Source organism: Janthinobacterium sp. YR213, assembly GCF_900099875.1.
Classification (GTDB): domain Bacteria; phylum Pseudomonadota; class Gammaproteobacteria; order Burkholderiales; family Burkholderiaceae_D; genus Janthinobacterium; species Janthinobacterium lividum.
Genome location: NZ_FNDA01000003.1, coordinates 565,002 through 590,510 on the forward strand (window position 1 = coordinate 565,002; position 25,509 = coordinate 590,510).

Sequence of the window (25,509 nt, forward strand, 5' to 3'; positions counted from 1 at the left end):
GAGCGCCTGACAGAACCGTAGCGAGCGGCAGTGAGTTGCGGCTGAGAGGCGCAGCTGTGCGAATGCACAGTGAGCATCGGAGGCCGCAAATCGCGACGCGCAGTAGATTATGTCAGGAGCTCTAAGCCGGCCTACATATTCCGGAATAAAGCCATGAACGGCTGGCTCACGGCCAGGGTTTCCGGCCGCGTCTTCAGGCGCAAGGCGCCGCGTCCCACTTCGTCGCGCGTGACGGACGCCACCATCTTCATGTTGACGATGGTGGAGCGGTGGATCTGCTTGAAGATGGCCGGGTCGAGCACGTCGAGCAGTTCGCGGATCGGCTTGCGCAGCAGCGCCTCGCCTTCCGCCGTCATGACGGCCGTGTACTTGGTGTCGGACTGAAAATAGGCGATGTCTTCCACCATGATCAGCCGCGTATCCTTACCGCTGCTGGCCGTCAGCCAGACCAGCGGCGGTGACTTGGCGGCCGCCGGCAAGGCGCTGCTCAATTGCTGCAGCAGGCCGGCCAGCGCGCCGTCATCCACCTGGGTCTTGCCGGCCCGTGCCTGCACGCGCTGCACGGTCGCTTGCAGGCGCTCGCGGGCTATGGGTTTCAATAAATAGTCGACGGCGCCCTTGTCGAAGGCATCGATCGCGTACTGGTCGTAGGCGGTGACGAACACCACCTGCGTGGCGGGACTCGCTTCGAGCGCGCCGGCCGCCACTTCCAGCCCCGTCAATCCCGGCATGCGGATGTCGAGGAAGGCAATGTCCGGCTGATGCGTGGCGATGGCGTCGAGCGCCGCGCCGCCGTCGTCGCAGGCGGCGACGATGCGCAAGCTGGGCCACTCTTCGGCCAGCAGGGCCACGAGCGCATCGCGCAGCAGGGTTTCGTCTTCGGCGATGACGCACGTCATCTCGGGCTTATGCATAGGAGACTCCCTGCGCCGTGCTGTCGGGCACCGTGATGGTGGCCGTCACGCCATCGGGGAAATTGGCGAGGATGGAAAACGACGCGGCCGCGCCATAGGTCAGGCGCAGGCGTTCGCGCACATTGCGTAAACCAATACCCGTGCCGGCGCCATCGTCGCTGAAGCCCTTGCCGTCGTCGGCCACCGTGACGATCACCGTGCCATCGCCGCTGCGCGCCATGATCCAGATGGTGCCGCCGCCGCTTTTCGGCTCCAGGCCGTGCTTGATGGCGTTTTCCACCAGGGTTTGCAGCATCATCGGCGGCAACTCCGCCTGGCGCAGGTATTGCGGCACCTCGATCTGCAGGTTCAGGCGTCCACCCATGCGGATTTTCAGGATATCGAGGTAGGCGCGCGCCCGTTCCAGTTCCGTGCCCAGGGTCGACATGGCTTGCTCCGTGCGCGGCAAAGAGTGGCGCAGGTACAGGATCAGATTACCCAGCATCTCGTCGGCACGCACGGGATCGCTGCGCGTGAGCAGCTGCGCGCTGGCCAGGGTGTTGTACAGGAAGTGCGGTTCCACCTGCGCGTGCAGCAGGCTCAGTTTGGCCACCGTGAGTTCCTTTTCCGTGACCGTCTGGCGCGCCTCGGCCTGCTCGCCGCGGCGGCGCTGCGCCACCCGGCGCGTCATCGCCCGCGTCACCGCTTCCGCGTTTTCCAGGTTGCTGCCATGGTCGACGAGGAACCAGTCGGTCCAGGCATTGCGCGCCGGCTCGCAGATCAGGGTCACGCTGCCCGCCTCGCCATTCGGCGTCACGGTGGCGAGAATCTGGTTCGGCCGCGGTTCAATGAAGCTCAGCAAGCGCATGCGGGGCAAGCCCGTGTGCGTGTAGGGCGCGGCGCGGCGCACGCGGGCCTGCACCTGCAGGCTGTCGCGCGCGCTTTCGACCACTTCGCTGCCCGGCAGTTCGCGGATGGCCGCGTCGATCATGTCGAACGCTTCGCCCGCCTCGAACGGGATCTCGATCTGGCGCCGCTGGCGGCTCGACAGGGTGCCGGCATTGACGGTGCCGGCGATCAGGCGCACGCGCCGCACATGCGAAAACGCATTCGTGATGACGGCGCTGGCCAGCAATGCGCCGACGATGACAAAGAAGCCTTCCGTCTGCCCGAAGATATAGCGCAGGAAATTCTCGACCAGGATCGCCGTGGCGATGATGTAGGTGACCATCGTGGCCAGGGTGATGCGCAGGATAAAGAAGAGGCTAGTCATGATTTTTCCTTGGGGTGTGAAGTGGGACCAAGCATAACCATCGGCCCCACCGGCGGTGGCCATTATGCGATGGAAGGGCAATACTGGCGACAAAGGCAAGAAAATAAAGCATAAATCCGCGCCCTTCCCAAATAAAATAGCTTGCAATTAAATAGCGCGCGATATATATTGAGCACATGGACGCCGCAAATCGCTTCTTCAGACGGGCATCCTGGGGCAGTAGCCCACGAAACAAGTAGCACACTATTTAGTCGTTAACTATTTAACTCACCGAGGATAACCATCATGTCGATCAAACAAGTCCTGTACCGCGCTCAAGCTACCGCCACCGGAGGCCGCGAAGGCCGTGCCGTGTCGTCCGACAATGTGCTGGACGTCAAGCTGACCACGCCAAAAGAACTGGGCGGCAATGGCGCCGTCGGCACCAATCCGGAACAACTGTTCGCTGCCGGCTACTCGGCCTGCTTCATCGGCGCCATGAAATTCGTCGGCGGCCGCGACAAGATCGCCCTGCCAGCGGACCTGTCCATCGAAGGCAACGTCGGCATCGGCGCCATCGAAACGGGCTTCGGCATCGAAGTGGAACTGAAAATTTCGCTGCCAGGCATGGAACGCGCCGCCGCCGAAGCGCTGGTCGCCGCCGCCCACATCGTGTGCCCCTACTCGAACGCCACGCGCGGCAACATCGACGTCACCTTGACGATCGTCTAAGCGTAGCTGGACTGCGGCGCATCGCGCTCTGCCGTCAAAACCGCACTGCCTGCATGGCAATGCGGTTTTTTTTGCGTGCGCCTTTAGAATGACGCTCTTTCCCTGATTTTTCGGAGCACTCATGATCGCTTGGCAATGGAACACGTTCGACGAACTCGGCCCCCACGATTTGTACCAGGTGCTGGCCTTGCGCCAGCGCGTGTTCGTCATCGAACAGCAGTGCATTTACCCGGACCTCGATGGCCATGACCAGCAAGCCATGCATTTGCTGGGCTGGCAAACGGCCGATGGCCAGCGCCGGCTGGCCGCGTACCTGCGCGTGCTGGCGCCCGGCGCCAAGTATGTGGAAATGTCGCTGGGCCGCGTGCTGACGGCGCCCGAGGCGCGCACCACGGGCGCCGGCAAGCATCTGCTGGCGGAAGGCATCGCGCGCGCGGAACGCCAGCACCCTGGCCACGCCATCCGCATCGGCGCCCAGCAATATCTGGAGCGCTTCTACCAGTCCTTCGGCTTTGTCACCGTCAGCGCGCCCTACGATGAAGACGGCATACAGCACGTCGATATGCTGCGCGCGGTGCCGCCGGGACCGGCGGCATGACGACGGCCCTCATTTCCTGGAGCGGCGGCAAGGATTCCTGCCTGGCCCTGTGGCGCGCGCGCAACGCCGGCACGAGCGTGCCGCTGTTGATCACGGCCATGGATGAAGACGGCCGCAAGTCGCGCTCGCACGGCGTGCCGCCCGCGCTGCTCGAGGCGCAGGCAGCCAGCCTGGGCGCGCGCCTGCAGCGCTATCACGCCAGCTGGGCCAGCTACGAAGAGCAATTCATCGCCATGCTGCGCGCGGCGAAAGACGAAGGCATCGCCCACGCCATCTTCGGCGACATCGACTTGCAGCCGCACCGCGACTGGGAGGAAAAAGTCTGCGCCAGCGCCGGCCTGACGGCCCACCTGCCCCTGTGGGGCGAGGATCGCCGCGCGCTGGTCGATGAGTTCCTTGCCGCCGGCTTCAAGGCCATCGTCGTGTGCATCAATGGCCAGCACTTGCCGCGCGCATTTTGCGGGCGCGAGTTCGACGCCGCCTTCCTCGCCGACCTGCCGCCCGGCGTCGACGCCTGCGGCGAAAACGGCGAATTCCACACCTTCGTCTACGACGGCCCCGCCTTCAGTGCACCGGTGGCGCTGCGCCGCACGCAAGTGCTGCAATATGACGCGCCAGCCAATCTGGGCGGCGCCACCTACTACTTCCAGGAACTGGCGCCAGTTTGAATTGGCCGCAAAAGCAAAAAGGGCGACTCCATGGAGTCGCCCTTTGTCCGTGCACCTTGCGCGTGCTTACTTTTTCTCCACTTTTCGCAGCGTGATGTCGAACACCAGGCCGGCGTAAGGCGGGATCACCACCGCACCCGTCGCGTCACGGGTACCGCTCACGCCATAGCCCAGGTCATACGGAATGAGCAGGCGGCGCGTGCCGCCTTCCTGCATGCCGACCATGCCACGGTCCCAGCCCAGGATATGTTTGCCGATACCCAGGATAAACGTATAACCGGAGAGAGAAGGAGACGCGTCGAATTGCACGCCTTTGCCGTCCGGCTTGCTCGCGTCGTACAGCCAGCCCGTGTAGACCACCGTCAAGGTATCGCCCGCCGCGGCGGCCGTGCCGGTGCCTTTCACCAGGTCGGGAAAGGCGAATTCTTTCACTTGCGTGTTCGGGTCAAGCACGACCGGCTTCTCGGTGTTGGCAGCAGCGCCGCAAGCGGTCAGGGCCACGGCGCAAGCGAGGGTGGCGATCATTTGAAATACCGATTTCATGGTTTCCCTTTAAATATTGGTGTGTGGCTAAGCCCGTACGGTGCGGACCGGTACGGGCTGGAGTTTAACAGGACTCGCGTAGCCCATTTGTAAGCAGACGTAAGCAAGGCAGTAAGTGTGTCTCGATGCAACATTGACACAATATCTATATTTCCACCTGCGTGCCCAGTTCGATCACCCGGTTGCTCGGGATCTGATAGTAGTCGGCCGCCGTGCGCGCATTGCGCGACATGGTGACGAACAGGTGCTCGCGCCATGGCATCATGCCGGCGCCCGGCGTCGAAATGATGGTCTGGCGCGCGATGAAGAACGACGTTTCCATCATCTCGAAATCCAGTCCCTGCTCGGCGCACTGCGCCAGCGCGGCCGGAATGTCCGGTTCATCCTTGAAGCCGTAATGCACATTCACTTGGTAGCACTGGTGGCCCAGGTCCACCACGCGCACGCGCTCGGAAGGCGCCACCCACGGCTCTTCATGCATGAAGACGGTCAGGAAGATCACCCGTTCATGCAACACTTTGTTGTGCAGCAAGTTATGCAGCAGCGCATGCGGCACGCCATCCGTTTCGCCGCGCAGGAAGATGGCCGTGCCGGGCACGCGCAGCGGCGGCGCGATGAACAGCGACGAAAGGAAATCGTCGAGCGGAATCGCATGCTTTTCCAGGTTCTGGAACACCAGCTGGCGGCCCCGCTTCCAGGTCAGCATGACGATGAACAAAATCGAGCCCAGCAGCAGCGGGAACCAGCCGCCGTGGAACAGTTTCAGCGCCGTGGCCGACACCAGGTTGACGTCGATGATCAGGAAAAAGCCCGTGGCGGCCCAGCACAGGGCCAGGTTCATCTTCCAGCGGTAGCGGATGACGAAGAAGGTCAGGATGGTGGTCGACAGCATGGTGGCCGTCACGGCGATGCCGTAGGCGGCGGCCAGGTTTTCCGAGGAACCGAAACCGATGACGGCCAGCAGCACCACGGCCAGCTGCAGCCAGTTCACGGCGGGAATGTAGATCTGCCCGATTTCGCTTTCCGACGTGTGGCGCACGCGCATGCGCGGCAAGAAGCCCAGCGCGATCGCTTGCTTGGTCATCGAGAAGGTGCCGGAAATGGTCGCCTGCGAGGCGATCACGGTGGCCATGGTCGACAGGATCACCAGCGGATACACGCTCCACGCGCCCAGCTGCTGGTAAAACGGATTCGAGACGGCTTCCGGATGCGCCAGCAGCAAGCCGCCCTGTCCCAGGTAGTTCAGCGCCAGCGCGGGAAAGGCGATCAGGAACCAGGCCAGGCGGATAGGCTTCTTGCCGAAATGGCCCATGTCGGCGTACAGCGCCTCGGCACCCGTCAGCGCCAGCACCACGGCGCCCAGGGCAACGAAGGCGACAAAGCCGTTATTCATCAGGAAAGTGGCGGCGTGCAGGGGATTGAGTGCGGCCAGGATGGCCGGCGACTTGATGATGTTGACCACGCCCATGCCGGCCAGCGCGGCAAACCACAGCACCATGATGGGGGCAAAATAGCGGCCGATGCCGGCCGTGCCGTGCGACTGCACCGAGTACAGCGCCACCAGCACCACCATCGTCAGCGGCACCACATACGGACTGAAGGCGGGCGTGGCCACTTCCAGGCCTTCGATCGCCGACAGCACGGAAATGGCCGGCGTGATCACGCTGTCGCCATAGAACAGGGTGGCGCCGAAGACGCCGATCACCATCAGCGGGAAATGCCAGCGCGACAGGCGGCTGACGGACGACAGCACCAGCGCCATCAGGGCCATGATGCCGCCCTCGCCGCGGTTGTCGGCACGCAACACCAGGGTTACGTACTTGAGCGAGACGATCAGGGTCAGGCCCCAGAAAATCAGCGAGACGATGCCCAGCAGGTTCTCGTGCGAGAGCAGCAGGCCGTGGGCCGGGTCAAAGACGGTCTTCAGGGTGTACAGCGGACTGGTGCCGATATCGCCGTAAACGATGCCCACGGCCGCCAGCGTCATGCCGGCAAGGCCGCTTTTTTTATGTTCCGACGTCAAGGTTGCACCCGTTTTTGTTTTGTTGCATCGCACAATATGATAGGTATTAGCAAATAGCAAGAGTATTTTTGCATGGTTCCGCAGCTGCCCCAAAGTCGTGGTTTTGTGCCGCTCCGCCTTGCTGCGCGGGCTTGCGGCATTAATTTGTTGCCATTCTACGCCTCGCCAGCGGCGCCGGGCAGCCCCCGATGTTTTCAGCCATAATGACAGACTGTCTACTCTCCAGCGAAGCCCATCATGAATCCAGGCATGCTCTACGCCTCCCTCGCCTTCCTCTGCTGGGGCCTGTTCCCCCTGTACTTTCACGCCATCGGCGAGATCGCGCCACAGGAAATCCTGGCACACCGCATGGTCTGGTCGCTATTGTTCCTGGGCATCGTGCTGACCGTGCGCCGGCAGTGGAGCTGGCTGGGCAGCCTGAAAGCGCAGCCCAGGGTGGTGGCCAGCTTCGTGGCCAGTGCGTTCTTGCTGTCCGCCAACTGGTTCATCTATATCTGGGCCGTCAACAACGGCCACGTGGTCGACGCCAGCCTCGGCTACTTCATTACGCCCCTGATCAATGTCATGCTGGGCTTTTTGCTGCTGCACGAGCGCCTGCGCCGCCTGCAGTGGCTGGCCATCGGCCTGGCCGCCTGCGGCGTGGCCTGGCTCACCTGGCAGGCGGGGCAGGTGCCGTGGATCGCCCTGCTTCTGGCGGCCACCTTCGGCGGCTATGGCTTGCTGCGCAAGACGGCTGCGCTGGGCGCGCTGGAAGGCTTGTCGTTCGAGACATTGATTCTGTTCCCTCTGGCGCTGGCCTATATGCTGTGGCTGGGCTGGCATGGCCAGAGCGGCTTCGTCAATACAGATTCCACCGCCACGCGCGCGCTGCTGCTGGCGTCCGGCCCCATCACGGCCATTCCCCTGCTGCTGTTTGCCGCCGGCGCGCGCCGCCTGCCGCTGGCCGTGCTGGGGCTGCTGCAATACATCGCCCCCACGGGGCAGCTGCTGATCGGTGTATGGGTCTTCCACGAATCGTTCACGCCCGAGCGCATGCTGGGCTTCCTCGTCATCTGGACGGCGCTGGGCCTGTATGCGGCCGAGGGCCTGTGGACGGCCCGCAAGGCGCGCGCCGCCGCCTAGTCTTGCCCCTGGCGTCCGTTTCCGCAGCGCGCAGCGCTGGCCGGAAGCGGGCGTTTACCGTATCCTGTCCGTCTTTGTATATCACCCGAGATTTCTAATGGCAAATTACGTCTACACCATGAATCGCGTGGGCAAAATCGTCCCGCCCAAACGCCAGATTCTGAAAGATATTTCCCTCTCCTTCTTCCCAGGCGCGAAGATCGGCGTACTGGGCCTGAACGGCTCCGGCAAATCGACCCTGCTGAAAATCATGGCAGGCATCGACACCGACATCCAGGGCGAAGCCGTGCCGATGCCGGGCCTGAACATCGGCTACCTGCCGCAGGAACCGCAGCTGGACCCGGAAAAGACCGTGCGCCAGGAAGTCGAGTCGGGCCTGGGCGAAGTATTTGAGGCGCAAGCCAAGCTGGAAGCCGTGTACGCCGCGTATGCCGAGGAAGACGCCGATTTCGACGCCCTGGCCACGGAACAGGCACGCCTGGAAGCGATCATCTCGACTTCCGACGGCGGCAATTTGAATCTGCAGCTGGAAATGGCCGCCGACGCGCTGCGCCTGCCGCCATGGGACGCCAAGGTCGGCGTGCTGTCCGGCGGTGAAAAGCGCCGCGTGGCACTGTGCAAGCTGCTGCTGTCGAAACCCGACATGCTGCTGCTCGACGAACCGACCAACCATCTGGATGCGGAATCGGTCGACTGGCTGGAACAATTCCTGCTGCGCTTCCCCGGCACCGTGGTGGCCATCACCCATGACCGCTACTTCCTCGACAACGCGGCAGAGTGGATCCTGGAACTGGACCGCGGCAGCGGCATTCCATGGAAGGGTAACTACTCGACCTGGCTGGAGCAGAAGCAAGCCCGCCTGAAGCAGGAAGAATCGACGGAATCGGCGCGCCAGAAGGCGCTGCAGAAGGAATTGGAATGGTCGCGCCAGAACCCGAAAGCGCGTCAGGCCAAATCAAAAGCCCGCCTGGCCCGCTTCAACGAGTTGTCCGAGCACGAATACCAGAAACGCAATGAAACGCAGGAAATCTTCATTCCCGTGGCCGAACGCCTGGGCAATGACGTCATCGAGTTCAAGAACGTGTCGAAAGCGTTCGGCGACCGTTTGCTGATCGATAACCTGAGTTTTACCGTGCCGCCAGGCGCCATCGTCGGCATCATCGGCCCCAACGGCGCCGGTAAGTCGACCCTGTTCAAGATGATCACCGGCAAGGAACAGCCGGACAGCGGCGAAGTGGCCATCGGCCAGACGGCACGCGTGTCCATCGTCGACCAGAACCGCGATTCGCTGGCCGACAACAAGTCCGTCTTTGAAGATGTGTCCGGCGGCGCCGACATGCTGACTGTGGGCCGCTTTGAAATGCCGTCGCGCGCCTATCTGGGCCGCTTCAATTTCAAGGGTTCGGACCAGCAAAAAATGGTCGGCAACCTGTCCGGCGGTGAGCGTGGCCGTCTGCACCTGGCGAAAACCCTGCTGATGGGCGGCAACGTCCTGCTGCTCGATGAACCGTCGAATGATCTGGACGTGGAAACCTTGCGCGCGCTGGAAGACGCCTTGCTGGAATTTGCCGGCAGCGTCATGGTCATTTCCCATGATCGCTGGTTCCTCGACCGTATCGCCACGCATATCCTGGCATTCGAAGGCAACTCGCAGGTCACCTTCTTTGACGGCAACTATCAAGAGTATGAAGCCGACAAGAAGAAACGCCTGGGCGAAGAAGGCGCGAAACCAAAACGTATCCGCTACAAGCCTTTGACCACGTAATTTCGGTCCGGCCATGCAAAAAGGCAGTTACCTCGCGGTAACTGCCTTTTTTTTCAGCAAACTTCCAGTTTTTAAAACCGTAGCGAGCGGCAACGAATTGTGGCTGAGAAGCGGAGCTGTGCTACAGCACGGGGCCGCCGAGGCAGTGAGCATCGGAGGCCGCAAAGCGTGCCGCGCAGTAGGTTTTTAGAAGTTGTAGCGTGCGCCCAAAGCGAGGCCGGTGGCCTTGCGGCCCTGGTCGGCGCTCTTGCCGAAGTGTTCCACTTCCGCCGTCAGCGAGACTTTCTCGTTGATCGCGTACTGGGCGCCGAGGGAAGCGTACACGCCCGTCTTGTCGTTGCCGCTGATGCCAGTCGACAGGCCGGTGCCGCTCAAGCTGTTCTTGACCTTGGCGACGCCGAGCTTGCCGAATACACCGACCTTGTCGGTCACGGGCATGGTGGCCTTGCCGGCCAGATAGTAGCCGTGCGAATCGCTTTTCACGGAACCGTTGCCGGCGCCAGTGACATAGCTGTAATCCTTGCTGCCGAAATCGGCGTAGCCGCCCTCGACCGCCCAGGTTTTATCGAAATCGTAACCGGCGAAGATCTTGGCGCCGGCCTTGTAGCCGCTGTGATTATCGGCGCTGGTGGCGCCAGGAATATCGAAGTTATAACGGTTGCCCGTGACGCCGGCACCCACATAGGCGCCTTCGGCGTGTGCGGCGCTCATGCCGGTCAGTGCGGTAACGGAAGCGATCATTGCAAACAGGATTTTCTTCTTCATCATGTTCTCTCTCTCAATTAGTTGACTTGCCTGGATTCGCAGTTCAGCGAAGTGCGATGACTACACAATAACAGCCGAAAAAAGCTACGTCTTTCTCCATTCCGTAAGAACTGTGACAAGATGTAAGCCAACATTCCAAACTGACAATAACCGTAAAATGCGCACTGTTAAGCGAACTTAAGATAGACTTAAGAACATTAGCGATTTTCAGTCCAGAGGAGAAGTGCATGCACAAACGCCAGTTTCTCGCCGCCGCCATGGCTGCCAGCGCCCTGCCCGCCATAAGCAGGGCGGCACCCGCCGGCCTGCGCGGTCCGGCCCTGCTGACCATCACAGGCAGCATCGACAAGCCGAACCGGGGCCCGTTCGACGCCGTGCGCGACCAGATGATGCACAAGCAAAAGATCAGTTTTGAGCGGGCGCGCGCCTTCGACTTTGCGGCGCTGGCGAACTTGCCGGCACGCACCATCCACCCCACCCTGGAATACGATGGCAAGGCGCATGCCCTGCGCGGGCCGCTGCTGGTCGATGTATTGAAGGCGGCGGGCGCGCCTGAGGAAGATGCCGTGCGGCTGCTGCTGCGCGCCGTGGATGGCTATGCGGCGGCGCTGACCATGGCACAGGCGCGCGCACAGCGTTTTATTGTCGCCACCCACCTGGACGGGCAGGCGATGGCGCTTGGCGGCCTGGGACCGCTATGGGCGATCCACGATGCGGACCGCATCGCGGCCGTGGCGGCGCTGCCCCTGGCCGAACGCTACACCAGCTGCCCGTGGGCGCTGTATCACATCGGCGTGGAGGTAGGCTGAAGCAAATTAAGCGTAGGCTTCCGCCATCGACATAACCCGTGGGGCGATAGTGATGCCATGCTCCTCGAACAGGGCCGTGATGGCCGCCAGGTTGTGCGTGCACTCCTCGGTTTTCCAGCCCTTGAAGATATCCGTGCCATCTTTCTGGAAATGCAGGTCCAGCACCTTGCCCGCATCCTTGTGCAGGTAGGGCGAACTATAGGTGTTCTCGAAGCCGAGCGCCTTCAATTGCCCCAGCAAAGCCGATGGTGGATGGTCGGGATCGGTGGCGAGAAAAATGCCGAAGGTCTTGCCAGGCGGCTTGGCGGCGATGTCGACCTCGTAGATGCCGGGGGCCTTGCTGACAGACGTACTCTTTAAAAATAACATACAACACTCCCTGCGCGTAATGTCCCGCGCCTGAAACGGGCGGCAAGACAGGGGCGGTGCGCAATGATTCCCCTCGTCAAATCTTATTGCTAATTTGCATCTTTGTCGACAAATCGGCACTTTTATTTGGTAAGTCGTGGTTATCTTGTCGCGTTCAGCAAGGTAAATTGTCAATAAATCCAGTTATCATTGCGCCAATACCCGCCCTGCTGCATACTTTTGGCTTGCGTCACGATTGCCTTCCCGCCGGCCACTCCTCGTCTCCATGCGTCTTCTGTCGATCAAGTACCGCCTGCTCATCCTCCTGACCCTGATCCTGGGCGCGGGCTTCATGGCCACCAGCCTGGCCAGCTACCTGGCGTCGCGCCAGACCATCGAACATGGCATCGCCGACCAGACCTTGCCGCTGACGGGCGACAATATCTATTCCGAAATCCAGAAGGACATGCTGCGTCCCGTCTTCATTTCCTCGCTGATGGCGCACGACACCTTCGTGCGCGACTGGATACTCGCCGGCGAAAACAAGCCGGAACAGATCGTGCGCTATCTGGCCGAAGTCAAGAAGAAATACGGCGCCATCACCAGCTTTCTCGTCTCGGACAAGAGCAGCAAATATTATTACGCGGAAGGCACCCTGAAATCCGTCAGCCCGCAGGCGACACGCGACATCTGGTACTACCGCGTGCGCGCCATGGAAAACAGCGACTATGAAACGAATGTCGACGTGGACATGGCCAACCGCGACAGCATGACCATCTTCATCAACCACCGCGTACTCGACTACGACGGCCGGTTCATCGGCGCCACCGGCATCGGCCTGACTCTGGACACCATGAGCCACATCATCGACCGCTACCAGGCACGCTTTCACCGCAACATCTATTTTGTCGATGGCGCCGGCACCCTGGTGTTGGCGGGCAAGACCATGCGCAACGGGCACGGCAACATCCGCAGCCTGCCCGGCGTAAACGCCATTGCCGACCAGATCATCAACCACCAGAGCGAACCGACGCATCTGTCGTACCAGCTGGGCCGCGCGCAAATCCTCGTCAACTCGCGTTTCATTCCCGAACTGGGCTGGTACCTGGTGGTCGAGCAGAACGTCAGCGACGAAGTCCAGTCGCTGCAGCGCGTCTTCATCCTCAACCTGGCCATCAGCTTTGGCGTCACCCTGCTGGTACTGGTGCTGACCTTGCTGACGGTGAACCGCTACCAGCGCCGCATCGAGCGCATCGCCTCGACGGATGCGCTGACCGGGCTATTGAACCGCCAATCGCTGGAATTGCTGTTCCAGCGCGCCATGCTCCTGTCCAGGCGCAACGAACAACCGATGTCCGCCATCCTGTTCGACATCGATTTCTTCAAGCGTGTCAACGATACGCACGGCCACCTGTGGGGCGACAAGGTCATCCGTGGCGTGGCCGACGTGGCGCGTGCCACCGTGCGCGAAAGCGACGTCATCACGCGCTGGGGCGGCGAGGAATACCTGGTATTGCTGAATAACTGCAACCTGGCCAAAGCGGCGGAAGTGGCGGAAAACCTGCGCGCCGCCATCGAAGGCCACGATTTCGGCCTGCCCGAACCGCAGGTACCCGTGACGATCAGCCTGGGCGTGGCCGAGTACCGGCCAGAGGAAAGCGAATCGGCCTTCTTTTCGCGCGCCGACAGCGCGCTGTATCAGGCCAAGCAGCACGGCCGCAACGGCGTGCACGCCGCCTGAGTCATCCCCCGCGCTTGCGCCTGGCCAGATCCTGCGTGGGCGCCACCAGCGCCCGGTACAACTCGCCCGTGGCGGCATCCCAGCTTTGCACGGCCAGTTGCTGGCGTTGCACGGTGGCCGAATCGCCCCGCGCGATGGGGCCGGACAGCGCGGGCGCGGCGCCCAGGCGGAACACGTTCGCCACCGCTTCCGTCACCAGAGGCTGCGCCAGTTCGCGCGCCACCGGCTCGGGAATGCCGGCCGCCTGGTAGGCGCGCAAGGCGGCGTCGAGCACCGTCACCAGGTAATTGCTGGCGAAGACGGCGGCGGCGTGATACAGGGTCTTGGCGGCAGGGTCGATGGGCACGGGACGCGCGCCGATGGCGTTCAATGCCGGCGTGAGGAAGGCCAGCGCCAGCGGATCGCCTTCGACGCCGCAAAACGTGCCGTCAAAGGTGGCGGCCACCTGCTGCGGGTCGGCAAAGCTGCGGATCGGGTGGGCGCTGGCGACAAAAGCACCGGCCTGCGTGGCGGCCAGCAGCGCGTTCGACGCCAGCGCGCCGCTGCAGTGGAACACGATGGCGCCCGCCTGGCGTCCTTCGGCCACCAGCGCCGCGCAGGCCGGGACGATCTGGTCGTCCGCCACGGCCAGCATGGTGACGTCGGCGCGCCGCAAGGCCGCATAGCTGGCGACGGGAGTGCCGGCGCCCATGAAATCGACGGCCGATTGCGCCGACGCCATCGAGCGCGTCAGCACGTCCTGCACGGCGACACCCTCCACGCCGGCGAACAAACGGCCCAGCACACGGCCCACATGGCCGGCGCCGATGATATTCAGTGTGACGTTCATGTCTAGAAACTTGATCCCGGCTGGCGCAGGAATTCCAGCTCCTGCGGCGTGGAAGCGCGGCCCAGGATGGCGTTACGGTGCGGGAAACGGCCAAAGCGGGCGATCACTTCCTGGTGCCGCTCGGCGTAGTCGAACATGCCGTCAAAGCCGGGCTGCGCCTGCGACAGTAGCTGGAACAGCTCGACGGCGCGCGCCTGCATGGCCAGGTCTTCCGCGTGTTCGAACGGCAGGTAGGCGAAGGCGCGCAGCATCGGCGGCAGCTGCTGATCAAGGCCTTGCTCGGTCAAGGATAGAGCCAGCGCCAGCGCCCGGGCGTCGCCGGCAAAGGCGCGCGGCGTGCCGCGATACACATTGCGCGTGAATTGATCGAGCACGATGAGGCGCGCCAGCGCGCCGTGCGGCGCCGTGTCCCACTCGCGCAAGCCGCCCTCGATGGCGGCATCGATCAGCGCGCCGAAACGGTCGCGTATCTGCGCGTCGAAGCCGTCATCCTTGCGGAACCATTCCATGCGCGACTGGCCGTAATCCGGGTTATCCGGCGGCAGGAACCAGAAATCGAGTACCTCTTGGGCCTGTGCATCCATGTCCATCCTTTTCAATTGCGTGCATGCGACAGCTGGAAGCCGGCGATGCCTTCGAAAGCGGCCAGTTCGGCCGACATGGCGGACAGGCTGGCGCCCGTGTTCTTGCCATGCGCGATGGCGACGAAGCGCCATTCCTGCATGCCTTCATTGCTGCCGATGGTCAGCGAGCCGCTGGCGATGTCGTAGCCGCGCTTGGCCGCCATGCGCCGCAGCGCATCTTCGCGCGGAATAAACCCCTGGCGGAAGCGCATGGTGATGGCCACCGCGTGGCGCGACGGCAGCCAGTTCTCCAATTTTGACAGAAAAATCATCGCCATCGCGCACAGGAAGGCCAGTCCCATGGCCGACAGATAAAAGCCGATGCCGACCATGATGCCGATCACGGACGAAGCCCAGATCGAGGCGGCCGTCGTCAGGCCGCTGATATTGAAACCCTCGCGCATGATGACGCCGGCGCCGAGAAAACCCACGCCCGTGACGATGCCCTGGATGACGCGCGTGGGGTCGCTGCCGACGATGGCGCCATGGCCGCCGTACCAGAACTCGGGATAGCCGCCCAGCACCGTCAGCGCGGCCGAGGCCATGCAGACAAGGCTGTAGGTGCGCATGCCCGCCGCGCGCCCGTGATACGAGCGTTCATAGCCAACCAGCAAGCCCAGCAGCAGCGCGCCCAGCAGGTTCAGCAGGATCACGCCATTCGTCGCCAGCTCGGCCGGCGACCAGTAGGCGCGCAGGAAGTCGATGGTCGGCATTTAGGGCTTTTTGCTCAGCTGCTTTTCAAACGCCACGTCGAGCTTGCTGACGCGGCGCGCCTTTTGCGGCCCCAGGCCATTGACGAAGGCGACAAAGGCGTCCAGTTCCAGCGGCGGGCACAAAGGCGGCAAGCCCGGCCCTTCCGTGAGGAAGAACAGTTCATCGCCCGTGCGCGCCATCGTGTAGAGGCGGTGGCCGGTGCGTTCCTTGAGCCGCTCGATGGCGGACGTGGCGCGGGTCGAGCGCATCAGATGGCTCCCGTGCGCTGTTCCAGCCACGCCAGCGCAGGCGCATCGGCCGGCGCGGCCAGGTGCGGCGCGAGGCGCGCGCGCACGGTCGCGTGATAGTCGTTGAGCCAGGCCGCCTCGTCGTCGCGCAATAGCGAGCGTTCCACGCAGCGCGTGTCGATCGGGCACAGGGTCAGGGTTTCAAAACGCAAAAATTCGCCAAACTGCGTCGTCCCTGCCGGGACATTCAGCACCAGGTTCTCGATGCGGATGCCCCACTGGCCGGGACGGTAGATGCCCGGCTCGATGGACGTGATCATGCCAGGTTCCATGGCCGTCTGCGGCTCCGGCATGGCGGACTGGGAAATCGATTGCGGCCCTTCGTGGACGTTGAGGAAAAAGCCCACGCCGTGGCCCGTGCCATGACCGAAATCGATGCCCTCGGCCCACAGGGGGGCGCGCGCAATCGAGTCCAGCATGGGCGACTTCACGCCGCGCGGGAATTGCGCGCGCGACAGGGCGATCATGCTGCGCAAGACCAGGGTGAAATCGCGCTTGTGCTCGGCCATGATCGTGCCGACGGGGACCACGCGGGTGATATCCGTGGTGCCGCCCCAATACTGGCCGCCCGAGTCGATCAGCAGCAAGCCGTCGCCTTCGATAGTCGCGGCCGAATCCGCATGGGCGTGGTAATGCATGATGGCGCCATGCGCATTGAAGCCGGCGATGGTGCCGAAGCTGGGGCTGACGAAACCGGCGCGGCGGGCGCGGGCGGCCGTCAGGTGCTCGTCAACGCCGATTTCCGTCAACGATGCGCGCTGCGGGTCGGCCAGGGTGGCGTCCAGCCAGCTGAAAAACTCGCAGAGGGCGGCGCCATCCTGCTCCATGGCGGCGCGCACGTGCGCGGCCTCGCCGTCCGTCTTGCGCGACTTGGCCAGGGTGGTCGGGTTGATCGATTCGACCACCTGCACGCCATCGGCCACGGCCTGGCGCGTGCCGAACGTGATGCGGCGCGGGTCGAGCAGCAAAGTGGCACCGGCAGGCAAGGCGGCCAATGCGACGCCGGCACGGTCATACGCGGCCACGTCCACGCCCTCGCTCTCCAGGGTGGCGCGCAGGGCCGCCGGCACCTTGCCGTCGGCGACGAACAGCATGGCGCGCTCGGGTCCCACCAGCGCATGCGCGAGGAAGACGGGGTTGTAACTGACGTCGGCGCCGCGCAGGTTGAACAGATACGCGATGTCGTCGAGGGTGGAAATCACATGGTGGCTGGCGCCTTGGGCCGCCATGCTGGCGCGCAGGGCCGCCAGTTTTTGCGTGCGCGACAGCGAGGGATACGCGGCCGCATGCTCGAACACGGGCGCGGCGGGCATGGCCGGGCGATCCGGCCACACGGCTTGCAGCACATCGGTGTCCGTGCGCAGGATCACTTGCGCGCCCAGCGCCTGTTGCAGCAGGCGCGCATTGGCCAGGCCCAGCACGGCGCCATCGACGGCCACCGTCTGCCCCGGCTGCATGGCCTCGCCCAGCCAGTCGATATACAGCACGCTGGCACCGGACGGGATTTTCTTCAGGACGATGCCGCTGCCGGCCAGTTCGTCTTCCGCCTGTTCCCAATAGCGGCCATCGGTCCACACGCCGGCGAAATCCTGCGTCACGACCAGCGTGCCGACGGAGCCCGTAAAGCCCGACAACCACTCGCGGCCCTGCCAGCGGGCCGGCAGATACTCGGACAAGTGCGGGTCGGCCGAGGGCACGATCAGGGCGTCGATGTGCTGCGCGCGCATGGCGCCGCGCAGTTGCGACAAACGGGAGGCGGGAGTGGCTTGGTCAGGTGTCTGCATGGGGACGGAAAAAGCGGTGCTGGGAAGCGCCTATGATACCCCGATTAGCCCGGGTAAGGCACTGCGCGCCCGCAACGCCTTTTCCGCCGGTTTCAGGTTGCGTTCAAGTTTTTTCCGGATGCCCGCGTGGCGCACCTGGTCCAGCGCCGCGCGCAGGGCTTCCAGGCTTGCCTGGGTGGGGATGGTTTCCACGCCATGGCCCAGCGCCATGGCCAGCGACTGCGACGGCGCGCTTTTCGCCGTGCCGGGCGCCACGCATACCTGCGGCAGCAAGGTGGCGATGACGGGCGCGAACCATGCGTCATCGCGGTAGGAAGCCACCCGCGCGGCTCGCGCCAGCACGCCGGAATCGGCCGTGGCGAAGGCCGCATCGGCCACATACGGCAGCTGGCCCGCATGGATGGCGGCGACGTGCGCAGCCGCTTCTTCCAGGATGACGCGCGCAAAATCCGCATACGCGGCGTCGCCGGCCAGCTCTTGCGCGGGATCCGTATCGCCGATGTCATCGCGGCTCCAGTGCCCGCTGTGCGGCGAGCGGGCCAGCGCCAGCAGGGAGGCATCGCGCAATTGCGGCAGCAAGGCCAGTTCGCGCAGGGTAATCGGCATCGGCAGCACGGCGTGGCGCGCCTGCATGGCCGCATCGAGCCGCGCCAGGGCCTTGGCGCCAGCCAGGCGCGCCTGCAGGAACGACTGGTAGTGCTGCTCCGTCAGCTGCCGCACCTCGTCCATCGACACGTCATTCGCCATCATCGGCCTCATAGCGGCGCAAGCCTTCCAGGTCCAGCACGCGGATGCCGCCGTAATCGAGGCGCAATAAACCTTTCTTTTCCAGCACTTGCAAAGCCTGGTTGGCGCGCTGGCGCGAAGAGCCGGACAACAGCCCGATTTCTTCCTGCGACAGCTGCACCAGGGTTTCCACGCCCGGGTACAAGTGCGAATTGAACATCGAGGCCAGGCAGCGCGCCACGCGCGTGTTCAAGTCCAGCAGGCGTTCGTTTTCCACCATGCCGATGAACTGGCCCAGGCGCTCGTTGAGCTGCATCAGCAGGAAGCGCGTGAATGGCAGGCTCGTTTCCAGCAGCCAGTGGAAGGTGGCGCCGGGCAGGCGCGCCACGCGCGTGTCGCGCAGGGCCATGGTGTCGTATTTGCGGATTTCATTCTTCAGTAATGAACCTTCGCCGAACCAGCTGCCGGGCGGCACGCCGATAAAGGTCATGGCCTTGCCGGAAGCGGAAAAATTATTCATCTTGACCATGCCGCTGATGACGCCGATCCAGTTGTCCACGGGCTCGCCCTTGCGGCAGACAAAGCCGCCTTTCGGCACGAAGGTTTCAAACACATCCGCCTCGACCCTGGCCAGTTGAACGGGATCGAGCAGCTGTGCCCAGTGGGCCGCGCGCACGGCATCCTTGAGGCTGATATCAGGATTGGTCATTGTGCGATGCACCATCGAAAAGTGGGTAAATGTCCCCGAAAAGACAACTTGGCAAACTAACGCAAGCTACTATCATTGCACAAACGCCTTACACATAAAAAACACAGAGCGCCATCCAACGAGGTGGGGCCTGAGACAAGCAACAGGGAGACACTGGTGCAAACGAATACCACAGCAGCAATGCCGACTTTTCCGCGGCGCTTATTGCAACACGGGACAGTACGATCCGACAAGCCCGCATTTCGCGAAAAATACCTGGGCATCTGGCAAACCTGGACCTGGCTTGAAGTCAACGAGGAAGTACGCGCGCTGGCCTGCGGCCTGGCAGCCATCGGCTTCCAGCGCGGCATGAACCTGGCCATCATCGGCGATAATCGTCCCCGCCTGTACTGGGCCATGCTGGCGGCGCAAAGCCTGGGCGGCGTGCCCGTGCCACTGTACCAGGACGCGCCGGCCGCCGACATGGCCTACGTGCTGCAGGATGCGGACATCCGCTACGCCATCGTCGAAGACCAGGAGCAGGTCGACAAGCTGCTCGAGCTCAAAGCGTTGTACCCGCACGTCGCCCACATCGCCTATGACGATGAACGGGGCATGCGCCATTACCGCCAGCCGGAACTGATGTCCTTTGCCGCCCTGCAGGTGCTGGGCCGGGCCTATGACCGCGAACACCCGGGCTTTTTCGACGCCGCCGTGGCAGCGGGCCAAGGGAGCGACTCCGCCGTGATCCTGTACACCTCGGGCACCACGGGCAAGCCGAAGGGCGTATGCCAGAGCCACGCGGCGCTGCTGGCTGCCGGCGTTGGCGGCGTCGCCTTCGACAAGCTCACCGACGAGGAAGACATCCTGTCCTACCTGCCCATGGCGTGGGTGGGCGACTGCCTGTTCTCCCTGGCGCAGGCCATGGTGGCCGGCTTTACCGTCAACTGCCCCGAATCGGGCGACACGGTGATGATCGACATGCGCGAAATCGGCCCCACCTGCTACTTTGCGCCGCCGCGCGTGTTCGAAAACATGCTCACCAGCGTGATGATACGCATGGAAGACGCCAGCAACATCAAGCGCCACATGTTCAGCCATTTCATGGACGTGGCCAAGCGCTGCGGCGCGCAGATTTTGGATGGCAAGCCCGTATCGCTGGCGGACCGCCTCAGCTACAAGCTGGGCGAGCTGCTCGTCTACGGCCCCCTGAAAAACGTGCTGGGACTGTCGCGCGTGCGCGTGGCTTATACCGCCGGCGCCGCCATCGGCCCCGACCTGTTCCGCTTCTACCGCTCCATCGGCGTCAACCTCAAGCAGCTGTACGGCTCGACCGAAACCTGCGCCTATGTCTGTCTGCAACCGGATGGCAACATCAAGTTCGACAGCGTCGGCTTGCCGGCGCCGGGCGTGGAAGTCAAGCTGGCGGCGAATGGCGAAGTGCTGGTCAAGTCGCCGGCCACCATGAGCGGCTACTTCAGGCGTCCCGACGCCACCGCCGAAGTGATCGACAGCGACGGCTATTTCCATACGGGCGACGCGGGCGTGTTCGATAGCGAAGGCCATCTGAAAATCATCGACCGCGCGGCCGACGTGGGCAAGATGAATTGCGGCGCCATGTTCGCCCCCAACTACATCGAAAACAAGCTCAAGTTCTTCCCCTTCATCAAGGAAGTGGTGGCCTTCGGCCATGCGCGCGACCAGGTGTGCGCCTTCATCAACATCGACATCGAAGCGGTGGGCAACTGGTCAGAGCGGCGCGGCATCGCCTACTCCGGCTACACCGACCTGGCGGCGCGCGCCGAAACCTATGGCCTGATCCGCGACTGCATCGAGCAAGTCAACGCGGAACTGGCGGCCGACCCGCTGATGGACCGCACGCAGGTGCATCGCTTCCTCGTGCTGCACAAGGAACTCGATCCGGACGACGACGAGCTGACCCGCACGCGCAAGGTGCGCCGCAAATTCATCGCCGAAAAGTACGCGGTGCTCATTTCCGCCCTGTATGAGGGCAAGGCAACGCAATACATCGAGACCCAGGTGAAATTCGAGGATGGCCGCACCGGTTCGACCAGCGCCGACCTGCAGATCTGGGACAGCAAAACGTATCGGCCCCAGGGCCTGGCCGCATGATGGAGCACAGTACGATGCAAATGAACGAACCCGACGCCCATTTCGGCACGGCCCGCAAGGCGGGCCCCGTGATCCTCGACCTGAAGAACATCTCGCTGTCATTTGGCGGCGTGAAGGCGCTGACCGACATCTCGTTTGACGTCAAGCAGCATGAAATCCGCGCCATCATCGGCCCGAACGGCGCCGGCAAAAGCTCGATGCTCAACGTGATCAACGGCGTGTACCGCCCGCAGCAGGGAGAAATCATCTACCGGGGCGAACACCGGCGCGGCATGGATTGCTATGCGGCCGCCAAGTCCGGCATCGCGCGCACCTTCCAGAACATCGCCCTTTTTAAAGGCATGACGGTGCTCGACAACATCATGACGGGACGCAACCTGAAGATGAAATCGAATTTCCTCTTGCAAGCCCTGTACTGGGGCCCGGCGCGGCGCGAGGAAATCGAGCACCGCAAGAAGGCAGAGGAAATCATCGACTTCCTGGAAATCCAGGCCATCCGCAAGACGCCCGTGGGGCGCCTGCCCTACGGCCTGCAAAAGCGCGTGGAGCTGGGCCGCGCGCTGGTGGCCGAACCGGAAATTTTGCTGCTCGATGAACCGATGGCCGGCATGAACGTGGAAGAAAAGCAGGACATGTGCCGCTTCATCCTCGACGTCAACGACCAGCTGGGCACGACCATCGTGCTGATCGAGCACGACATGGGCGTGGTGATGGATATCTCCGACCGCGTGGTGGTGCTCGATTACGGCAAGAAGATCGGCGACGGCACGCCCGACGAGGTGCGCAGCAACCAGGATGTCATCAACGCCTATCTCGGCAGTGTAGCCGGGAATTCAGGCAGCACGCTGCCGGCCGGCGAAACGACCTGCCCGTAATCGGGCAGGGCTACGCGCAACCCATTGGAACCCTCATGAATATCAATTTTTTCTTTGAAGTGCTGATCGGCGGCCTGCTGTCTGGCGTCATGTATGCGCTGGTGGCGATCGGCTTTGTCCTGATCTACAAGGCGTCGGGCGTGTTCAACTTCGCGCAGGGAGCGATGGTGTTTTTCGCCGCCCTCACCTGCGTCGGCATCATGGACAAGTTCGGCCTGTCGCTGTGGCTGGCCATCCCGCTGACGATGCTCACCATGATCGTGCTGGGCATGGCGATTGAACGGGTGGTCTTGCGCCCGCTCGTCAACCAGCCGGAAATCACGCTGTTCATGGCCACCATCGGCCTGACCTTTTTCATCGAAGGCCTGGCGCAGCTGATGTGGGGCTCCCAGGTGCACAAGCTGGACCTGCCCATCGAAGACGTGCCGATGCAGTTTTTGATGGACCGCTTCGACATCAACATCTCGCAGTTCGACCTGATGGCGGCCGGCATCTGCGCGCTGCTGGTGATCTGCCTGGCCTTGCTGTTCTCGAAAACCAAGGTGGGCCGCGCCTTGCGCGCCGTCGCCGATGACCACCAGGCGGCACTGGCCGTAGGCATCCCGCTGCAGCGCATCTGGGCCGTCGTGTGGGGCGTGGCGGGCCTGGTGGCCATGGTGGCCGGCTTGCTGTGGGGCGCGCGCAACGGCGTGCAGTTCGCCCTCACCTTCATCGCCTTGAAAGCGCTGCCGGTGCTGATCCTCGGCGGCTTTACGTCGGTGCCGGGCGCCATCGTCGGTGGCCTGATCATCGGCGCGTCGGAAAAGCTGGCCGAAGTCTACCTCGGACCCATGGTGGGCGGCGGCATCGAAGGCTGGTTCCCGTATGTGCTGGCCCTGCTGTTCCTGCTGGTGCGGCCGGAAGGCCTGTTCGGCGAGAAGATCATCCGGCGAATATAACGCCACCGTAACAGCATCGTAGGTCGGGTTAGCGCATGGCGCGTAACCCGACAACAGCCAAAACAGCCAGCAAAGGACACGCCATGATTTACCGTGAAGCAGGACAATTCAAGACCAGCTACCAGGCTGACAACCAGATTTTCCCGATCCGGCAAGACCGCCTGGCGCTGACGGCCACGCTCCTCGTCGCCGTCTTCCTCCTGCCGTATTTCGCCTCGCCTTACATGCTGTCGGCGATCCTGATTCCCTTCCTGATCTTCGCCCTGGCAGCACTGGGGCTGAACATCCTCACCGGTTACGCGGGCCAGCTGTCGCTGGGCACGGCTGCCTTCATGGCCGTGGGCGCCTTTGCCTCGTATAACTTCATGGCCCGCCTGCCAGGCTTGCCGCTGCTGGTGTCGTTCATCCTCGGCGGCCTGTGCGCGGCCATGGTGGGCATCGCCTTCGGCCTGCCTTCCCTGCGCATCCGCGGCTTTTACCTGGCCGCCTCCACCCTGGCGACGCAGTTCTTTGTCGTCTGGTGCCTGACCAAGATCCCGTATCTCACCAACTACAGCTCCTCGGGCGTGATCACGGTGCAGAAGATGACCATCCTCGGCTACCAGTTCGACACGCCGCAAAGCAAATACCTGCTGGTGCTGGCGATTGTCGCCGGCATGGCGCTGCTGGCCAAGAACATGATCCGCTCGAACGTGGGCCGCTCGTGGATGGCCGTGCGCGACATGGACATGGCGGCCGAAGTGATCGGTTTCCGCCTGATGCGCACCAAGCTGCTGGCGTTTGCCGTCAGCTCGTTCTACTGCGGCGTGGCCGGCGCGCTGTATGCGTATGCCTACCTGGGCACGGTGGAGCCGGAAGCGTACAACCTGGACCTGTCCTTCCGCATCCTGTTCATGATCATCATCGGCGGCGTCGGCTCGATCCTCGGTTCCTTCCTCGGCGCGGCCTTCATCGTGCTGCTGCCCGTCTTCCTGAACACCATCGCGCATGGCCTGGCATTGCCGACCAGCGTGGCCTCGAACCTGGAACTGATGGTGTTCGGCGCGCTGATCATTTTCTTCCTGATCGTCGAGCCGCACGGCCTGGCCAGGCTGTGGCAGATCGCGAAGGAGAAACTGCGCCTGTGGCCTTTCCCGCACTAGGAATTTGTACCTTGCTGTCTGATGTCGATTGACTTGAAATCAAATAAAACAAGAGGAGACACACAATGAAACACATCAAATCGCTCATGCTGGCCGCCGCCATCGCCAGTGCCGCACTCACCATGGCCGGCAGCGCGCAAGCCCAGGACAAGGAACAGTACATCGCCCTGCCGTCCTACCGCGTGGGCCCGTACGCGGCCGGCGGCTCCGGTTTCTACGGCGGCATCATCGACTACTTCAACCTGGTCAACCAGGCCGGCGGCGTCAATGGCGTCAAGATCAGCTGGGAAGAATGCGAAACCGAATACAACCCGTCGCGCGGCGTCGAATGCTATGAACGCCTGAAAACCAAGCAGGGCGGCGCCACCCTGGTCGAAACCCTGTCCACCGGCGTCGCCTACGGCATCCTCGACCGCGTGGCGCAAGACAAGATTCCCATGACGATGATCGGCTACGGCCGCTCGGACGCCGCCAACGGCAAGGTCTTCCCGTATGTGTATCCGCTGATCTCCAGCTACTGGAGCCAGGCCGCCGCCATGATCAAGTACCTGGGCGACAAGGATGGCGGCATGGACAAGCTGAAAGGCAAGAAGATCGTCCACCTGTACCACGATTCGGCCTTCGGCAAGGAGCCGCTGCCCGTGCTCGAAGCGCTGTCGAAACAGTACGGCTTCGAGCTGGTCAAAATTCCCGTCGCGCCGCCAGGCAGCGAACAGCAATCGCAATGGCTGCAGATCCGCCAGGCCAAGCCCGACCACGTGATCCTGTGGGGCTGGGGCGTGATGAATTCCGTTGCCATCAAGACGGCGCAGCGCAACGGCTTTCCGCGCGACAAAATGCTGGGCGTCTGGTGGGCCGGCTCCGAGGAAGACACGATTCCATCGGGCGATGCGGCCAAGGGCTACACGGCGATGACGTTCAATACGCCGGGCAACTACCCCGTGCTCGACGACATCCGCAAGAAACTCTACGCGTCCGGCAAGGGCAACCTGTCCGACCAGTCGCGCATCGGCTCCGTCTACCACATGCGCGGCGTGACGGCCGGCATCCTGTGGGTGGAAGCGATCCGCGTGGCGCAGGAAAAATTCGGCAAGGGCAAACCGATCACGGGCGAGCAGATGCGCTGGGGCCTGGAAAACCTGAACGTCGACGATGCGCGCCAGAAGGCCGTCGGCGCGCTGGGCATGTTCCCGACCGTGAAAACCAGCTGCGACGACCATGAAGGCTCGGGCGCCGTGAAAGTGCAGCAGTGGGATGGCAAGAAATGGACCGCCATCACGCCGAAATGGATCGTCGGCGACAAGGCCCTGGTGCGCAAGCTGGTCGAGGAATCGTCGAACAAGTACGCCGAAGAGAAAAAGATCACGCCGGCGTGCATGAAGTAAATCGCTGCCGATGGTGGTGTCGGATTACGCGCGTTGCGCTAATCCGACCTACCTGGATATGACGTAGGTCGGATTAGTCCGCAGGCCGTAATCCGACAAGCCAACACCCTATGAAAACGAAGCAGC

At 63.1% G+C, this 25,509-nt stretch carries 25 protein-coding genes; 12 read left to right on the forward strand and 13 right to left on the reverse strand.

Features of this window, described 5'->3' with window-relative positions; translation table 11 throughout:
* Positions 1-131: 131 nt before the first annotated feature.
* A complete protein-coding gene (locus tag BLT98_RS16510) occupies positions 132-914 on the reverse strand; it encodes a LytR/AlgR family response regulator transcription factor (RefSeq protein WP_092609502.1) in 783 nt (260 codons plus the stop codon).
* Complete coding sequence (locus BLT98_RS16515; RefSeq protein WP_092609504.1) at positions 907-2,166, reverse strand: histidine kinase; 1,260 nt, start codon at positions 2,164-2,166, stop codon at positions 907-909. The genes BLT98_RS16510 and BLT98_RS16515 overlap by 8 nt, the downstream gene beginning before the upstream one ends.
* Before the next feature lie 285 nt (positions 2,167-2,451).
* Between BLT98_RS16515 and BLT98_RS16520 the strand changes: the two genes are divergently transcribed.
* From BLT98_RS16520 to BLT98_RS16530, 3 genes are all read left to right on the forward strand, one after another.
* Complete coding sequence (locus tag BLT98_RS16520) at positions 2,452-2,877, forward strand: organic hydroperoxide resistance protein (RefSeq protein WP_034783746.1); 426 nt, start codon at positions 2,452-2,454, stop codon at positions 2,875-2,877.
* Between the two features lie 121 nt (positions 2,878-2,998).
* The gene (locus BLT98_RS16525) at positions 2,999-3,475 is read left to right on the forward strand and encodes a GNAT family N-acetyltransferase (RefSeq protein ID WP_070258394.1); all 477 of its coding nucleotides are present in this window, start codon (positions 2,999-3,001) and stop codon (positions 3,473-3,475) included.
* A complete protein-coding gene (locus BLT98_RS16530) occupies positions 3,472-4,143 on the forward strand; it encodes a Dph6-related ATP pyrophosphatase (RefSeq protein WP_070279966.1) in 672 nt (223 codons plus the stop codon). Before BLT98_RS16525 ends, BLT98_RS16530 begins: the two co-directional genes overlap by 4 nt.
* A 66-nt stretch (positions 4,144-4,209) precedes the next feature.
* On the opposite strand, the gene BLT98_RS16535 is transcribed toward BLT98_RS16530, so the two are convergent.
* A complete protein-coding gene (locus BLT98_RS16535) occupies positions 4,210-4,686 on the reverse strand; it encodes an FKBP-type peptidyl-prolyl cis-trans isomerase (RefSeq protein WP_070258391.1) in 477 nt (158 codons plus the stop codon).
* Positions 4,687-4,831: 145 nt separating this feature from the next.
* Complete coding sequence (locus BLT98_RS16540; protein ID WP_070258389.1) at positions 4,832-6,709, reverse strand: potassium transporter Kup; 1,878 nt, start codon at positions 6,707-6,709, stop codon at positions 4,832-4,834.
* Between the two features lie 237 nt (positions 6,710-6,946).
* Between BLT98_RS16540 and rarD the strand changes: the two genes are divergently transcribed.
* Both rarD and ettA read left to right on the forward strand, forming a co-directional pair.
* Positions 6,947-7,831 carry an EamA family transporter RarD gene (gene rarD / locus BLT98_RS16545; RefSeq protein ID WP_070258387.1) on the forward strand — a complete coding sequence of 295 codons (885 nt, stop codon included), beginning with the start codon at positions 6,947-6,949 and terminating at the stop codon, positions 7,829-7,831.
* A 97-nt stretch (positions 7,832-7,928) separates the two neighbouring features.
* Positions 7,929-9,596, forward strand: a complete 1,668-nt coding sequence (gene ettA / locus BLT98_RS16550) for an energy-dependent translational throttle protein EttA (RefSeq protein WP_034783756.1) — start codon at positions 7,929-7,931, stop codon at positions 9,594-9,596.
* Positions 9,597-9,782: 186 nt separating this feature from the next.
* Here ettA and BLT98_RS16555 read toward each other — a convergent pair whose 3' ends face one another.
* Positions 9,783-10,364 (reverse strand): porin family protein, encoded by a 582-nt coding sequence (locus tag BLT98_RS16555; RefSeq protein WP_034783757.1) that lies wholly within the window; start codon positions 10,362-10,364, stop codon positions 9,783-9,785.
* Between the two features lie 224 nt (positions 10,365-10,588).
* Between BLT98_RS16555 and BLT98_RS16560 the strand changes: the two genes are divergently transcribed.
* Positions 10,589-11,170 carry a putative pterin-binding protein gene (locus tag BLT98_RS16560; RefSeq protein ID WP_092609506.1) on the forward strand — a complete coding sequence of 194 codons (582 nt, stop codon included), beginning with the start codon at positions 10,589-10,591 and terminating at the stop codon, positions 11,168-11,170.
* Between the two features lie 6 nt (positions 11,171-11,176).
* Here BLT98_RS16560 and BLT98_RS16565 read toward each other — a convergent pair whose 3' ends face one another.
* A complete protein-coding gene (locus tag BLT98_RS16565) occupies positions 11,177-11,539 on the reverse strand; it encodes a hypothetical protein (protein ID WP_070258385.1) in 363 nt (120 codons plus the stop codon).
* Between the two features lie 265 nt (positions 11,540-11,804).
* Here BLT98_RS16565 and BLT98_RS16570 point away from each other — a divergent pair, with 265 nt between their 5' ends.
* The gene (locus BLT98_RS16570) at positions 11,805-13,259 is read left to right on the forward strand and encodes a sensor domain-containing diguanylate cyclase (protein ID WP_092609508.1); all 1,455 of its coding nucleotides are present in this window, start codon (positions 11,805-11,807) and stop codon (positions 13,257-13,259) included.
* Between the two features lies 1 nt (position 13,260).
* Here the strand turns inward: BLT98_RS16570 and BLT98_RS16575 are convergent, their stop codons facing one another.
* From BLT98_RS16575 to BLT98_RS16605, 7 genes are read right to left on the reverse strand one after another with little or no spacing between them, the layout of a single operon-like run.
* Positions 13,261-14,088 carry a Rossmann-like and DUF2520 domain-containing protein gene (locus tag BLT98_RS16575; RefSeq protein WP_092609510.1) on the reverse strand — a complete coding sequence of 276 codons (828 nt, stop codon included), beginning with the start codon at positions 14,086-14,088 and terminating at the stop codon, positions 13,261-13,263.
* Between the two features lie 2 nt (positions 14,089-14,090).
* Positions 14,091-14,678 (reverse strand): DUF924 family protein, encoded by a 588-nt coding sequence (locus tag BLT98_RS16580; RefSeq protein WP_092609512.1) that lies wholly within the window; start codon positions 14,676-14,678, stop codon positions 14,091-14,093.
* Positions 14,679-14,683: 5 nt separating this feature from the next.
* Positions 14,684-15,424: an MgtC/SapB family protein gene (locus tag BLT98_RS16585; RefSeq protein WP_034783768.1), complete on the reverse strand. Its 741-nt coding sequence runs from the start codon at positions 15,422-15,424 to the stop codon at positions 14,684-14,686.
* A complete protein-coding gene (locus BLT98_RS16590; RefSeq protein WP_034783769.1) occupies positions 15,425-15,673 on the reverse strand; it encodes a hypothetical protein in 249 nt (82 codons plus the stop codon). It abuts the gene before it with no gap.
* The gene (locus BLT98_RS16595) at positions 15,673-17,496 is read right to left on the reverse strand and encodes an aminopeptidase P family protein (protein WP_092609514.1); all 1,824 of its coding nucleotides are present in this window, start codon (positions 17,494-17,496) and stop codon (positions 15,673-15,675) included. Before BLT98_RS16595 ends, BLT98_RS16590 begins: the two co-directional genes overlap by 1 nt.
* A gap of 30 nt (positions 17,497-17,526) precedes the next feature.
* On the reverse strand, positions 17,527-18,246 hold the full coding sequence (locus BLT98_RS16600; protein ID WP_092609516.1) for a hypothetical protein: 720 nt from the start codon (positions 18,244-18,246) through the stop codon (positions 17,527-17,529).
* A complete protein-coding gene (locus BLT98_RS16605; RefSeq protein ID WP_034783773.1) occupies positions 18,233-18,931 on the reverse strand; it encodes a Crp/Fnr family transcriptional regulator in 699 nt (232 codons plus the stop codon). Before BLT98_RS16605 ends, BLT98_RS16600 begins: the two co-directional genes overlap by 14 nt.
* A gap of 180 nt (positions 18,932-19,111) precedes the next feature.
* On the opposite strand from BLT98_RS16605, the gene BLT98_RS16610 reads away from it, so the two are divergent.
* The 5 genes from BLT98_RS16610 to BLT98_RS16630 all read left to right on the forward strand — a co-directional run bounded on the left by BLT98_RS16610 (position 19,112) and on the right by BLT98_RS16630 (position 25,383).
* On the forward strand, positions 19,112-21,043 hold the full coding sequence (locus BLT98_RS16610; protein ID WP_092609518.1) for an AMP-binding protein: 1,932 nt from the start codon (positions 19,112-19,114) through the stop codon (positions 21,041-21,043).
* A 14-nt stretch (positions 21,044-21,057) separates the two neighbouring features.
* On the forward strand, positions 21,058-21,918 hold the full coding sequence (locus BLT98_RS16615; protein ID WP_225317145.1) for an ABC transporter ATP-binding protein: 861 nt from the start codon (positions 21,058-21,060) through the stop codon (positions 21,916-21,918).
* A gap of 41 nt (positions 21,919-21,959) precedes the next feature.
* Complete coding sequence (locus BLT98_RS16620) at positions 21,960-22,856, forward strand: branched-chain amino acid ABC transporter permease (protein WP_198521486.1); 897 nt, start codon at positions 21,960-21,962, stop codon at positions 22,854-22,856.
* A gap of 83 nt (positions 22,857-22,939) precedes the next feature.
* Complete coding sequence (locus tag BLT98_RS16625; protein ID WP_034752817.1) at positions 22,940-23,998, forward strand: branched-chain amino acid ABC transporter permease; 1,059 nt, start codon at positions 22,940-22,942, stop codon at positions 23,996-23,998.
* A 65-nt stretch (positions 23,999-24,063) separates the two neighbouring features.
* Positions 24,064-25,383 (forward strand): ABC transporter substrate-binding protein, encoded by a 1,320-nt coding sequence (locus tag BLT98_RS16630; RefSeq protein ID WP_034783778.1) that lies wholly within the window; start codon positions 24,064-24,066, stop codon positions 25,381-25,383.
* The last annotated feature ends 126 nt before the right edge of the window (positions 25,384-25,509 follow it).